Annotated in this window: 12 protein-coding genes; 7 read left to right on the top strand and 5 right to left on the bottom strand. The window is 39.7% G+C overall.

The genetic code is table 11. The features are described 5' to 3' along the window. Window position 1 precedes the first annotated feature (1 nt). Window positions 2–1,498: a TolC family protein gene (locus F993_RS09015; RefSeq protein WP_004654654.1), complete on the bottom strand. Its 1,497-nt coding sequence runs from the start codon at window positions 1,496–1,498 to the stop codon at window positions 2–4. A 349-nt stretch (window positions 1,499–1,847) separates the two neighbouring features. On the opposite strand from F993_RS09015, the gene serC reads away from it, so the two are divergent. Continuing rightward, a complete protein-coding gene (gene serC, locus F993_RS09020; protein WP_004654653.1) occupies window positions 1,848–2,927 on the top strand; it encodes a 3-phosphoserine/phosphohydroxythreonine transaminase in 1,080 nt (359 codons plus the stop codon). 347 nt (window positions 2,928–3,274) lie between these two features. On the opposite strand, the gene F993_RS20525 is transcribed toward serC, so the two are convergent. Both F993_RS20525 and F993_RS09025 read right to left on the bottom strand, forming a co-directional pair. Continuing rightward, a complete protein-coding gene (locus tag F993_RS20525; RefSeq protein ID WP_004654651.1) occupies window positions 3,275–3,418 on the bottom strand; it encodes a hypothetical protein in 144 nt (47 codons plus the stop codon). A 36-nt stretch (window positions 3,419–3,454) separates the two neighbouring features. After that, on the bottom strand, window positions 3,455–4,393 hold the full coding sequence (locus F993_RS09025) for a hypothetical protein (protein WP_004654650.1): 939 nt from the start codon (window positions 4,391–4,393) through the stop codon (window positions 3,455–3,457). A 231-nt stretch (window positions 4,394–4,624) separates the two neighbouring features. On the opposite strand from F993_RS09025, the gene F993_RS09030 reads away from it, so the two are divergent. Both F993_RS09030 and F993_RS09035 read left to right on the top strand, forming a co-directional pair. Further along, complete coding sequence (locus F993_RS09030) at window positions 4,625–5,095, top strand: YaiI/YqxD family protein (protein ID WP_004654648.1); 471 nt, start codon at window positions 4,625–4,627, stop codon at window positions 5,093–5,095. Window positions 5,096–5,102: 7 nt separating this feature from the next. Continuing rightward, window positions 5,103–5,996 (top strand): DMT family transporter, encoded by an 894-nt coding sequence (locus F993_RS09035; RefSeq protein ID WP_004654647.1) that lies wholly within the window; start codon window positions 5,103–5,105, stop codon window positions 5,994–5,996. A 14-nt stretch (window positions 5,997–6,010) separates the two neighbouring features. Here F993_RS09035 and F993_RS09040 read toward each other — a convergent pair whose 3' ends face one another. Continuing rightward, window positions 6,011–6,592, bottom strand: coding sequence for a PilZ domain-containing protein (locus F993_RS09040; RefSeq protein ID WP_004654645.1), 582 nt, complete (start codon window positions 6,590–6,592; stop codon window positions 6,011–6,013). Window positions 6,593–6,617: 25 nt separating this feature from the next. On the opposite strand from F993_RS09040, the gene F993_RS09045 reads away from it, so the two are divergent. The 4 genes from F993_RS09045 (at window position 6,618) to F993_RS09060 (ending at window position 12,278) form a co-directional block, all read left to right on the top strand. Then, a complete protein-coding gene (locus tag F993_RS09045; protein ID WP_004654643.1) occupies window positions 6,618–7,853 on the top strand; it encodes a lipoprotein-releasing ABC transporter permease subunit in 1,236 nt (411 codons plus the stop codon). Next, window positions 7,846–8,535, top strand: a complete 690-nt coding sequence (gene lolD / locus F993_RS09050; protein WP_004654642.1) for a lipoprotein-releasing ABC transporter ATP-binding protein LolD — start codon at window positions 7,846–7,848, stop codon at window positions 8,533–8,535. Before F993_RS09045 ends, lolD begins: the two co-directional genes overlap by 8 nt. Further along, window positions 8,528–9,763 (top strand): lipoprotein-releasing ABC transporter permease subunit, encoded by a 1,236-nt coding sequence (locus F993_RS09055; RefSeq protein ID WP_004654640.1) that lies wholly within the window; start codon window positions 8,528–8,530, stop codon window positions 9,761–9,763. Before lolD ends, F993_RS09055 begins: the two co-directional genes overlap by 8 nt. Before the next feature lie 88 nt (window positions 9,764–9,851). After that, on the top strand, window positions 9,852–12,278 hold the full coding sequence (locus F993_RS09060; RefSeq protein ID WP_004654639.1) for a DNA internalization-related competence protein ComEC/Rec2: 2,427 nt from the start codon (window positions 9,852–9,854) through the stop codon (window positions 12,276–12,278). A gap of 1 nt (window position 12,279) precedes the next feature. Here F993_RS09060 and F993_RS09065 read toward each other — a convergent pair whose 3' ends face one another. Continuing rightward, complete coding sequence (locus tag F993_RS09065; protein WP_004654637.1) at window positions 12,280–13,236, bottom strand: lysophospholipid acyltransferase family protein; 957 nt, start codon at window positions 13,234–13,236, stop codon at window positions 12,280–12,282. Window positions 13,237–13,350: the final 114 nt, after the last annotated feature.

The raw sequence follows: 13,350 nt of genomic DNA, 5'->3' as shown, positions 1-13,350 counted from the left end.
ATTAACGGATATAGTCTGTACGTGGTTGATTAACATAAAGCTTGAATTCATCAATCGAACCATAGCTTTGTAATAAGGTGGCTAAAGATAAAATATATTTATATGAATTTATCGCCATCTCACTTCTTAACGCGCTGAAGGCATTTTGTGCATCGATGACTTGAGTCGCTGTGCCCATACCTTCTTTAAATGAAAGCTGTTGGATACGTAAATTCTCTTGTGCGGCTTTGGTGTTCTGAGTTAACAGTTGATGGCTGGTCTGAGACGCATTTAATTCGCTATAAGATTTGTACAGTACGTTTTCGACTTCTTGCTTGGTGCGCTCTGTCATGAGTTCAGCGGCATATTTTTTCAGTTCGGCAGCACGGATATTTTTATTGTTATCAATACCCGAGAATAGATTGTATTTGGCCATCACACCGACAATCCAGTTCTCTTTATTGTCCAACCCATATTCACCAAAGGCAAATAGGCTTGGTTTTTTCGCAGATTGTTGTACTTTGATATTTTCATTGGCAAGCTGGGTGTCCATTTGCAGCTTTTTAATCAAACTTGAATTTTGATCATAATTTGCCAGCAGCTTATCTAAAGAATGATTTTGGCTGGTATTTACAAATAGTGGGGTGGTGAGGTTTAAGCCTTCTTTAGTCTGCAATAGATTTTTTAGGCTAAATTGGCTCGCTTGCAGATTAGACTGCGCATTTTGATAGCTGCGTTCTGCATTATTGCGCGCCACTTCAAACTGCATACGTTGCCCTTTATTAATAAAACCTTGTTTCTCTAATTTAAGTGCATTGTTATAGTGTTCTTGCATCGCATTTAAATTAAACAGGCTGGAATTGAGTAACTGTTGTTGTAATTGCACATTAAAATAGGATTGAATCATCTCAAAACGTTGTGAGTCTTGTTGTTGTTTTTCACTGATGTTTGAGCGTTGTGCTTGAATTGTTGCAATTTGCTTGGCACTGTTAATCTTACCGCCGGTATAGAGCGGCATCACCATCGAGATGGAGGTGCGGACATCATGGTCTTTGACTGTAACATCTAAGTTATTAGGAACCTGATTTAAGCCTTCATTGACCGTCTGATCAAAACCTTGGCTGACTTGATCAATCACTTCTGGCGGAAGCACATTGCCCCATTGTGATAATTTGTCGTCAAAACCACGGGTGAGTGAGTTTTCGAGTCGACGTTTACTTGATTCTAAGGGCACGCTGGTTTCGCTATGAAATGAATAGGCACGAGCATTTAAATCAATACGGGGTAAACCGAGGTGTTTGACAGCTTCCATTTCAAGTTGGGACGCTTGTTGTAAGGCCTGTTGGGCTTGTGTTGAATAGGCATTTTCCACAACATATTGTTCAGCTTGGCTATAACTCAATGTTTGTGCAAATAGGGCCGTAGGAAATAGGGCACAGCTGATTAAGCCTATACTGAAGCTTAACATTTTAGGAAAGCGCTGGACCTTAAAACTCGGTCGATCATGTCGTTTCAACATTTGGTTATGTCGCAATTTAATAATATCCTGAGTAAGTCTAAATTCTTTTTATAAAATTGAAATAATATGTTTTTAATTAAATAGTTATATCGACACTTTTGGTGTAGTGAAATTGTAAAAAGTAGAGTTTTTAATCTAAATAAATCTCAGAAAAAACATGGAAATGTGCTGTTTAAATCGACTGTTGAGACTTGGCCTAAAATATCATTTATGAACCCAACAGGATTGAAAAATTAATATTATTTTCTCGGTTAAATTGAAATATTTAGGTGATAAGCTGCTGCAAGCTTCGCCAATCTATGGTTAAATTCCCATTCCAATTTGTTCCACTTTAACAAGGGAAAAACTCATGCGTGCTTATAATTTCTGCGCTGGTCCTGCTGCATTACCTACTGCCGTTTTAGAAAAAGCTCAACAAGAATTGTTGAATTGGCAGGGCAAAGGTCTGTCGATCATGGAAATGAGTCATCGTAGCAATGACTATGTTGCTGTGGCAGAGAAGGCTGAAGCTGATTTACGTAAGCTCATGAACATCCCTGAGAATTATAAAGTCTTGTTTTTACAAGGTGGTGCATCGTTGCAGTTTTCAGCGATTCCACTGAATTTATTGGGTAAAAACAACAAGGCTGATTATATCCATACGGGTATCTGGTCTGAAAAAGCGCTCAAAGAAGCCAAGCGTTATGGCGATATTAATATCGTTGAAGCGGGTACGCTCATTGATGGTAAACATGCGATCACTGAACAGAGTACTTGGAATCTTTCAAACGATGCTGCTTATGTGCATTATGCTGATAATGAGACCATTGGTGGTTTGCAATTCGCGGCTATTCCAGATGTGAATGCACCGTTGGTTTGTGATTATTCATCTAGCATTCTGTCTGCACCATTGGATGTCAGCAAATTTGGTTTGATCTATGCAGGTGCACAAAAGAATATTGGCCCAGCCGGTTTAACTATTGTCATTATTCGTGACGATTTACTTGATCAAGCAAAACCTGAAATTCCAAGCATCTTAAAATATGCCGACCAAGCTAAAAATGGTTCAATGGTGAATACGCCGGCAACCTACGCATGGTATTTATCTGGTCTTGTGTTTGAATGGCTGCTTGAACAGGGTGGGGTAGATGCGATCTATAAAGTGAATCAAGAGAAAGCAAAATTACTTTATGGTTATATTGATTCTAGCGATTTCTATAACAACCCAATTGCCATTCCAAATCGTTCTATGATGAACGTACCTTTTACTTTGGCGGATGAAGCACTTGAAAAGACCTTCTTAAAAGAAGCTGAACAAAATCACTTATTGAACTTGGCAGGCCACCGTTCAGTGGGCGGTATGCGTGCAAGTATCTACAATGCTGTACCTTTAGAAGGCGTTCAAGCATTGGTGAACTTTATGGATGAGTTTGCGAAGCGTCATGGTTAAATAGGGGCTGTTGATATTTCACAGATGCTTGCGACAGAGGATGTTTTTTAGGCGGTACAAGGCATGTTTTGCGAAATTTAGCCATTCTAAATAAGCAAGACATAACGCAGTAGAGACAAAAAATATCCCTGTCCCGAAGGGTTATGACTAAAACTGCCTCAAACCGCGTTGTGAAACTTGACAAGGGGGACACCATTGTATGCATTTCACGCCTTGTTTGAGTGGTTTTAGCCTATAACGCAATGCATGGCTGAAATGTCAAAAGACCCTAATATTAAAGTATCGCTAAAATAAAAGCCCTCAACATTGAGGGCTTTTATATGTGAATAGGGTAGTGGTCAAAAAGTTTAAAAAAAGCCAATTCGATGAAACATGAGTGCTGCTAAAAACATACCAAGTAAAAAAAAGCAAAAAGCACCAACATCAAGTTTAAGACCTTGATCACTCGAATGAATCAGACTGGTGGTCGTTTGTTCTGGTATAATTTTCATTAGAACGCCTAAAAATGCCATTTATGTGATTTTTTGTCACTTAAGTGCAGTTTTAGCATAAATATTGGCCTGAATCCATAGGTTGCCACGAATATATTGGCCAATGTTAAAGTTTTTATACAATTCATTTTTGGTGGCAATACGAATTAAGATTGCGGGTAAATCATCTTCTAATACCAGCGTGACATCATAAAGGGTATATTCATCCTGCATAAACTGCATTGAGGTTTTACCGACGATATTACCTTGGAACCACGCTTCATCTTCTTGACCAAGCGTTTCTCCGAATAAGTAAGCCACCATTTTAGAAAAGTCGACAGTGACAGGTTCTTGATCTTCTGGCGTTTTTGGTTGCCAGTCATTAATCAGTTCCTGTAAGTTTTCTGGTGCAATTCCATTATGTTCTGCCAAAATTGCATTTAATGCACGGTGATGTTTAATTGAAGCAGGGTCGTCAACAATGATTTTCTCATCATCAGATACCGTTTCTAATTCATATGCCCAAGCATTAAATTGAACTTGATAAGTTTGATTCTTGTCATATTGACAGCTATTTACACTGAATAAATTATCAAAGGCATAAATAATGGTATTTTTATTTAAGTTTAAACGTAATACCGCTTGAGTCGAAGAATTACAGCTAATAATCCGTTCGATTTGCGCATCATATTTATATGGACTTTCAAAACTTGGAAATGCTGTTTTTAATGCACGTGGTTTTTGATCTTCAACGGCAATAATCTGGTTGATCGAAACAGCTTGACCACTGGGGCCTTGAATCAGCCAAAATGATTGATCCATCTCGTGTTCATCTTGACATAGTCCCATTGGCATTACTGGTGCATCAAGTGCCAATCCTAACCATTTGGGAACATCTGTTTCGGGTGTATCGGTCAATAGGTTCCAATGCTCGACATGATTACCGAAATTTTGATCTTGAATTTTAATGGTTTCTGGACTGTTTTGATTTTTCATAAAGCGTAATGCTAAAAAGATTGAACTTACTCTATTAAATCGAGGGTAACTGTCATATTTCAAGTCTGAATCTGTAATTCAGTACAAATTAATTTATTTTTAGCCTGAAATATCAATATGCTGTTCAAGTGTAAGTAAAAGAGGGAAACGGACTGCTCACATGTATGATCTTCACTCTACTTTTACCGTAATCTGTTACACTATATTTTTCTTTCATGAGCTTTCGCTAACGTGCTGCCATTTAAATTGTGGGTAGATGCTGATGCTTTGCCTAAAATTTTACGTGAAGTGATTTTACGTGCATCTGATCGTTATCAACTCGAAGTAATTTTTGTTGCCAATCAAAATGTGGGGATTACGCCGTCACTGCGGATTAAATCCATTCAAGTGATGAGTGGCGCAGATCAAGCTGATCAGGAAATTGTTGATCGCATGCAGGAGAATGACATTGTCATTACACAAGATATTCCGCTTGCAGCACAAGTGATTGAGAAAGGCGGTATTGCGATTCATCCCCGTGGTGAAATCTATACCACAGCCAATGTGAAAGCGCGTCTGCATTTGCGAGATTTTATGGATACTTTGCGTGGTGCAGGGGTCCAAACGGGCGGCCCACCGCCAATTTCAGAACGAGACAAGCGAGAGTTTTCCAGTTCACTGGATCAGACCATTTTAAAACAAAAACGTAAAACAGCGCTTTGAGTGGATTATGCCATCACGTCTTAATTTAATGCTGACTTATGGATTGCTGGTTTTTATCTGGGCAACAACACCTTTGGCGATTGTTTGGAGTGTTTCTGATTTACATCCAATGTGGGCACTGGTGATCCGCTTTTTTATTGCTTTACCCTTGGCTGTCAGCTTTGTTTTGCTTTTAAAGGTTGAGTTTCCGACGCATAAAACAGCTTGGTTGAGTTATAGTGCGGGGGCATTAAGCTTGATTGGTTCCCAAATCTTTACTTATGCTGCAACGGCATATCTGAGTTCAGGTTTGATTGCCTTGATGTTCGGTTTGGCACCGATTATGGCGGGATTGATTGGGCGTTTTGGCTTTCAACAGAAACTGGCGGGATTGCAGTGGCTGGGCATGGCTACCTCAATCGTAGGTTTAGCCATGATTTGCTTAAGTGGCAGTCAACAGCATGTTCAACCGATTGGCATTATTTTGATGCTGATCAGTGTTTTTTCTTATTCATTATCCATTTTCTTAGTGAAAAAGATTAATGCTGACTTACCTGTTATGGCGCAGGCGACGGGTTCAATTTTGGTTTCAACGTTATTGGCGGTGATGTTATTACCGTGGATTTGGTCATTTGCACCGACACATATTCCATCGGCTAAATCATTATTGGCGCTGACCTATACCGTGATCATGGCATCACTGATTGCCATGTTCTGTTACTTTAAATTGGTACAGAATTTGAAAGCAACCACCTTGTCACTGACCACGGTGATGACACCCATGTTGGCAATTCTAATCGGCGCTTACCTGAACCATGAACAGTTGTCTGCTCAGGTCTTTATTGGGGCGAGCATTATTTTAATCGGTTTACTTCTTTATTTCTTTAAAGATCTGCGCGCAAATCGCCGTTTAAAAATATAACAGATCTTTGCTTTTTAACTGGCCTCTGCGGGTTGAGCTTCACGAATACTCGCCGCTAATTTAGCCCGATCTTGCGGATTTAAAGTAATGAAATAAGCGCCAATACGGAATTTTCCTTGTTCTTCTGCAGTGCTATGCGCCACTTGCGCTGTTGCCGCAATATGGAAAAAGTTTTCTGGATGGCTCAGGGTAATATGAATATAGGTGCCTTCATGAATCTCTTGTGAACTAAAGAAACTTAAGCCATTCTCGGAAAAGTTGACTTGCTCAGGTACAGGCAACAGAGATTGCACAATATTGTCGTAAAAAGAGCCTGTGATCAGATTCAATTTTTGGTTAAAAAGGGATAAGATGCGAGCAATTTGTTGATCTTTTTCATTTAATTGTTCTAATTCGTAGCGAAACGCGTGATCAAATTGATCTAATTCTGCAAGTAGTAGAAAATAGCGAGGCAATACGAAATGAGAATCATACGGATCATTCAGCGCCACATCATCTGGAATGATTTGATAGTTGATTCTCAACACGGCATCAATACGAGACATCACTCGACGTTCAGTGTTGTCGTCAACAAGATGATGTTGTGAATTTTCCATAATAAATCACCTCGGACTAGATGGTATGTTTAAGCCAATTTCGCTGTATATAGGGTTGAGATACACTCGTGCTCAGCGGAGTAATCATTTTATTTCTTTTGTTGCTTTAGTTTCCATGATCGGCTTGACACTTGGTGTTGCCGTTCTCATTACAGTGTTATCTGTCATGAATGGTTTCGATCGTGAATTAAAAAATCGTGTCCTTGGAATGGTTCCACAAGCCACTGTTTCTTCTACTCAAATTCTAACAGATTGGCCTGAGCTTGTAAAAAAAGTTGAGAACCACCCGCATGTCACTGGTGTTGCACCTTTTACTCAATTGCAAGGCATGTTGACTGGGCAAGGTCAAGTTGCAGGTATTATGGTGACGGGGATTGATCCTGAATATGAAAAGAAGGTTTCGATTATCCAGAACCACATGGTTTCAGGTGATTTAAATGCATTGAAGAAAGGGGAGTTTGGGATTGTCCTCGGCAAGGATATGACCGATGCGCTGGGTCTTGGCCTAAATGACAGTGTGACCTTAGTGTTACCCGAAGCTACGCCGTCACCCGCAGGTGTTGTGCCACGTTTTAAACGTTTTAAAATTGTCGGTATTTTTAGTGTCGGTGCAGAAGTGGATTCAATGGTCGGTTATATCGCCTTGAATGATGCCTCTACTTTATTGCGTTTACCAGATGGTGCACAAGGTGTGCGTCTTAAAGTGGATGATATTTTTACTGCTCCCGAAGTAGTCAACCAGATTGTTAAACAATTACCTGATAATTTTTATGCAACAAGCTGGAAAGAAACACATGGAAGTTTATTCAGTGCAGTGAAAATGGAAAAGAACCTTGTCGGTTTACTATTATTTCTGATTATTGTGGTGGCAGCATTTAATATCGTATCGTCATTGGTCATGGTGGTTACCGATAAAAAGGCAGATATCGCAATTCTGCGTACGTTGGGGGCTTCTCCAAGATTTATCACGTCTGTTTTTATTGTACAAGGCACCATCATTGGAGTTGTTGGGACTGTAATCGGGGTTATTTTAGGCAGCAGTTTTGCATTAACGATAAGTGATTTGGTCGGCTGGTTAAATCATACCTTTGGACTGAATTTATTCAGTGGTTATGTCATTGGCTATTTACCCTCATATTTACGTTGGCAAGATGTCCTCATTGTTGTGACAGCATCTTTGTCGATCAGTTTTTTAGCAACAATTTACCCCGCTATTCGTGCAGCGAAAACGCAACCAGCTGAGGCATTACGTTATGAGTAAGATCGTTCTAGAATCAAAAAATATCTTTAAGCATTTCGATGATGGCAAAAGTAAAGTTGAAGTGATCAAAGGCTTATCCCTTCAAGTCAATGCGGGCGAGTTCGTTTCAATTGTGGGTTCAAGTGGCTCAGGTAAAAGTACCTTATTGCATGTGTTAGGTGGCTTGGAGCAACCTTCACAAGGACAAGTATTTTTACAAGGCCAACGCTTTGATAATTTAGGCGAGGCGGAACGTGGTTACAAGCGTAATCAATACCTTGGTTTCGTTTATCAGTTCCATCATTTACTTCCTGAATTTTCAGCTTTGGAAAATGTGGCGATGCCGTTAATGTTGCGTAGAGAAAGCAACTTTAAGGATGTGAAAAAGCAAGCTGAATATTTACTGGATCGTGTAGGTCTATCTCATCGTATGGATCATAAACCAGGCGAATTGTCGGGTGGAGAACGTCAACGTGTGGCGTTGGCCCGTGCATTGGTGACCAAACCAGCTGTGGTGTTGGCAGATGAACCCACTGGAAATCTGGATCGTAAAACAGCGCTCAATATTTTTGAATTGCTCACCGATTTGAAAAAAGAGCTTAACATGGCGATGTTGATCGTGACCCATGATGAGCAATTGGCACAGTCAGCGGATTCAATTTTGCATATGCAAGATGGTATATGGGTGGGTGAGCATGTTTAAACCCATTTCATTTTATATTGGGCTGAAATATACACAAGCGAGAAAAAAAAGCCGTCTGGTGTCTTTTATTTCGTTGATGACAATGATTGGTCTAACTTTGGGGGTGGCAGTACTGATTACGGTTTTATCCGTGATTAATGGTTTTGACCGGGAATTAAAAAACCGTATTTTAGGTATCGTGCCGCAAGCGACCATTGCATCAACACAAATTATGACCAATTGGGACGGTCTGGCGAAAGATATCGCTAAACAGCCTCATGTTGTTGCAGTTGCGCCTTATACCCAGTTACAAGGGATGCTAACTGCACATGGTCAAGTGACTGGGATTTCGATCTCGGGGATTGAGCCAGAATATGAAAAACAAGTCTCTATTGTTCATAACTATATGAAAGCAGGGAGCTTGGATGCGCTGGAAAAAGGGAAATATGGAATTGTATTAGGGCAAGATTTAGCAGATAGCCTAGGACTCAAGTTACATGATCCTGTGACCCTGGTTTTGCCTGAAGCGACGAGTTCTTCGGCTGGGGTTGTGCCTCGATTTAAACGTTTCGAAGTGGTTGGAATATTTAAAATTGGCACTCAAGTCGATTCGATGGTGGGTTATATTGCACTCAATGATGCATCAACCTTATTACGCTTGCCAGATGGTGCACAAGGTATTCGCTTAAAGCTGGATGACATTTTTGCTGCTCCAGAGATTTCCGAGAGCATTATCAAAAAATTACCAAGTAATTTTTATGCTTCGAATTGGACATATACCCAAGGTAATTTATTCAGTGCCATTCAAATGGCAAAAAATATGGTGGGATTATTGCTTTTACTGATTATTATCGTGGCGACTTTTAATATTATTTCATCCTTAATGATGTTGGTCACGGATAAAAAATCAGATATTGCAATCTTACGTACTTTAGGGGCGTCTCCCTTATTGATCACTCAAATTTTCATGGTGCAGGGGACAATTATTGGTGTGATTGGAACGGGTTTAGGGACTGTTTTAGGCATTATTTTATCTTTAAGCATTGGTAATATTGTGTCATGGATCAATACCACCTTTGGCTTGAATCTACTCGATGCGTATTTTGTGCATTATCTGCCTTCCTATTTACGCTGGCAAGATGTCTTACTTGTTGTGAGTGTCTCGCTACTGTTAAGCCTACTCGCAACAATTTATCCGGCATTACGTGCAGCTAAAGTTCAACCTGCGGAAGCATTACGTTATGAATAGTGCATAAATATTGAATTAGACCTCTTGTTAAAGCCCTGAAAAAGGGCTTTAATTTTGTCTTTAGAAAAACTAAATCTAATTTTAAGAAATGTTGAAAATTGTTTTAATCAGCTGGATTGCTGGTATTGCCCTGATGGGACATGATCTTAGTTTTGTAGCCCATACTTGGTGGATTTGGCTAGCGCTAGCGAGCGTGATGTTCGGCATTGGTTTATATACAAGAACGTTATATCCTCAATCTGTTGCCTATAGGTTGTTACTCTTATGCAGTGTCAGTTGGGCCTTGTTCTGTACAGGTTTTTATTATGCCGATTCAGCCTTGCAGCAACGGCTAAAACTCAAAGAAATTGAAGCGCAGCCCTTTGAAGCCATTGTATATATCAAAAAGATCGACGAGTTAAGCGAAGATGGGCATAAACAAATCGCAGAAGTACTTAATCGGCACACGCAACCTATTAATTGGGTGCTTTATATAAAACAACAAAATAATCCAATTGTTCAACAGCAAGAGTTGCAATTAGGTCATTATTATCGTTTATCTGGGAAGATTAAACCTGCACATAGTTATGCTGTCGCAGGTGCATTTGATCAGGAAAAATGGTTTTTACAACAAAATGTCATGTCTGCTTATCAGGTCAAAGACATCCAGCCCTTAAGTCAAGATCAGATCTACCGTTTGGGTTATTACCAACATCTCAAGCAGCAACAAACCCTACAAGAAAAATTTTTGCTGAATGTCGAAATGCTGCGATTGTCATTCCGTGAAATGCTGCAAGCGAGTACGCTACAGCACAAAGGTTTGTTATTGGCTTTGCTGACCGGTGACGAAAGCCTGTTATCAAATCATTTAAAGCAACAATTCCAACAATTAGGTATTTCTCATTTATTGGCAATTTCTGGTCCACATGTCTTGGTTTTTGCGCTGATGCTGACTTGGGTATTAAAGTGCATGGTTCAGCGTTATGCGCCAAAATTATATTTATGGCAACCACGACAGGTGTTAGTACTGTTGCCTTTTGGATTCAGTGTACTGTTGTATGTGGCCTTTGTCGGTTTTGAAATTCCAGCACTGCGAACTTTATTAACCGTAGTTATTGCCAGTATTTTTCTATGGTTTAGACAGTCGATTCAACCATTCGCATTATTGATTTATAGTGCAAGCTTATTGCTGATCTATGATCCATTCAGTATTTTGTCTGCCGCATTTTGGTTGTCTTATGGGGCGTGCTTTATTCTGCTGCGCATCTATCAAACCATCAGGGATGTACCTCAAGAACAAGTTATCACAACGACTCAAAAACTACTTCTAGCGGTGAAGCTTCTAATTGAGTCGCAATGGAAAATCTTCATCGCATTACTGCCTTTGGTGCTTATTTTCTTTCAGCAAATTTCATGGCTTGCACCAATCAGTAATTTGATTGCCATCCCATTGCTTAGTGGTGTAGTTGTGCCTTTAGGGATTATCGCAGCATGTATTTGGTTGTTGATTCCTACGCTTAGGCAACTACTATTTCAGTTGAATGATGGATTACTGGCTATTTTGTTATGGTTACTCAATAGCCTACAGCGCATTTCACCTGTGTTATATGGTGTCAGTTACACTCCCTTGATGATGTTGGGTTTTATTATTGGTATCGTGATTCTATTTCTACCAAGAGGCATAGTTCCCAAGATCTGGTCGCTGGCGTGCTTCTTACCGATTTTTCTCGGGATAAAAGTTCAATCAACGGTATTCTCTATTCTTGATGTGGGGCAAGGACAGGCCGTATTTTTACAGCATCCAGAACTGAGCTTAATGATCGATACGGGTGGGTCATATGATGAAACTAAGTTTAGCTTGGGCGAGCGAGTGATTATCCCTTTTTTAAGGCAGCAAGGGATACGGACATTGGATCATGTGATTTTGTCTCATCTAGATCAAGATCATAGTGGTGCATTTGCAGCAATTCAAAATGCTTTTGTAATCACTCAAGTGCAGTCCAATGAGCATAATGAAAAAATGCCATTTAAAAATAATTTCTCATTGTGCCAACAAGGTCAGACTTGGTCATATTCAAATCTAAAAATAGAAATTTTATCACCCGATCAGGAGGGCTTGGCTGTTGCAACACACCAGCAAAATGAACAGTCTTGTGTGGTATATCTGCAATTCTTAAATGCACAACCGTATCAAAGTTTTCTGATTATGGGGGATGCGGGGTGGGAAACCGAATATAAGCTATTGCAGCACTATCCTGATTTAAAAGTGGATGTTCTAGTTTTAGGGCATCATGGCAGTAAGCATAGCTCTGCCTATGATTTTTTAGCGACATTAACCCCTAAATTAGTGGTCGCATCAGCTGGCTTTAATAATCGTTATGGCCATCCTAGTCGAGAATTACAAAGTCGCCTTCAAGCTTTAAATATTCCTTTGCTTAATACTGCACAGGCAGGTAGTTTAAGTTTTATCTTTAACAGTGGTACCGTTGAATTAAAACAACAGCGGCAGCAACGGAAATGGTTACTAAGAGAATAGCCTAGACCTCTTTATTTTTTTGAGTTCGTTGACGCACTTCGGTCACTTTCGTCAGCGCTTCATTTTCATCAATATCGTAGATTTTCTTTAAGGCGGGATTAGCGCGAAAACGTTTGTAGCTCCAGTGGTAATGTTCTGGATAACGTCGAATCAGTTGCTCTAAAGTTTGATGGATAATTAAAGTACCATCTTCTGCTGTACCTTGATAAATCTGGGGATTGATTGGCTCGATATACATATCAAAGCCATCTTGATCATTTCTTTTTGTGTAGATGAGAAGAGCCTTTGCCTTGGTTTTTTGAATCAGTTTGGCACTGAGGCTACTGGAGGCAAGCGGAATACCAAAATAGTTGACCATGTCACCACCGTGGTCAGGGGTATGGTCAGGTAAAATCGCTGTAGTTCCACCTTGTTTCAAAGCCTTAAAAATCTGTCTGACTCCACTTTCATCGGTAGGAACCAGATGAGCTTGTTCACGACTACGCGCGTCACGGACAAACTGATCGGCATCGGGATTTTTAACTGGTTTATAGAGGATCGTCATTTGGGTATATTGCGATAACCATGCATTCATCACTTCCCATGTACCAAAATGAGGAACAACTAAAACAACGCCTTTTTTCTCTGCGAGTGCTTCATGCAAATAATATTCACCCTGAATGCGATGAATACTTTTGATATTTTTTTCATTTGTGGAACCCCAAATACTCAAAAACTCGAAATAAGAAGTCAGTTCGTTTTGTATAGCTTGTTTGGTGAGTTTTTGTCTTTGTTGTTGCTCCATGTCTGGAAAAGCAATTTGTATATTCAAGCTGATAATTTTTGAAAGCTTAGAAAGCGGGAATGTATTGACTAAGGCTGCAACCAAGCGTGCAAAAAACCGTCCCAATTGGATAGGCTGACGGCTAATAAGTTTGATAAGGTAATAACTTGAACTGTTTGATTTGTGTTGGGTCATGTATTCAAAATTAGAAAAATTACAAAGGGAAGTATAAAGCAAAAAATAATTATAAGTTAAAACAAGTTATTTAAACAGTTTTGCGTAAATCCGCGTATATAATAAAGTCACTTT

The organism is Acinetobacter proteolyticus (assembly GCF_000367945.1).
Taxonomy (GTDB): Bacteria; Pseudomonadota; Gammaproteobacteria; order Pseudomonadales; family Moraxellaceae; genus Acinetobacter; species Acinetobacter proteolyticus.
The sequence above is the reverse complement of the archived record's forward strand: the minus strand, read 5'-3'. Positions and strand labels throughout refer to the sequence as shown.

Coding starts and splice junctions, on each gene's coding strand:
- F993_RS09015 (WP_004654654.1), bottom strand. CDS start 1,498: ATGTTGAAACGACATGATCGACCGAGTTTTAAGGTCCAGCGCTTTCCT.
- serC (WP_004654653.1), top strand. CDS start 1,848: ATGCGTGCTTATAATTTCTGCGCTGGTCCTGCTGCATTACCTACTGCC.
- F993_RS20525 (WP_004654651.1), bottom strand. CDS start 3,418: ATGAAAATTATACCAGAACAAACGACCACCAGTCTGATTCATTCGAGT.
- F993_RS09025 (WP_004654650.1), bottom strand. CDS start 4,393: ATGAAAAATCAAAACAGTCCAGAAACCATTAAAATTCAAGATCAAAAT.
- F993_RS09035 (WP_004654647.1), top strand. CDS start 5,103: ATGCCATCACGTCTTAATTTAATGCTGACTTATGGATTGCTGGTTTTT.
- F993_RS09040 (WP_004654645.1), bottom strand. CDS start 6,592: ATGGAAAATTCACAACATCATCTTGTTGACGACAACACTGAACGTCGA.
- F993_RS09045 (WP_004654643.1), top strand. CDS start 6,618: ATGTTTAAGCCAATTTCGCTGTATATAGGGTTGAGATACACTCGTGCT.
- lolD (WP_004654642.1), top strand. CDS start 7,846: ATGAGTAAGATCGTTCTAGAATCAAAAAATATCTTTAAGCATTTCGAT.
- F993_RS09055 (WP_004654640.1), top strand. CDS start 8,528: ATGTTTAAACCCATTTCATTTTATATTGGGCTGAAATATACACAAGCG.
- F993_RS09060 (WP_004654639.1), top strand. CDS start 9,852: ATGTTGAAAATTGTTTTAATCAGCTGGATTGCTGGTATTGCCCTGATG.
- F993_RS09065 (WP_004654637.1), bottom strand. CDS start 13,236: ATGACCCAACACAAATCAAACAGTTCAAGTTATTACCTTATCAAACTT.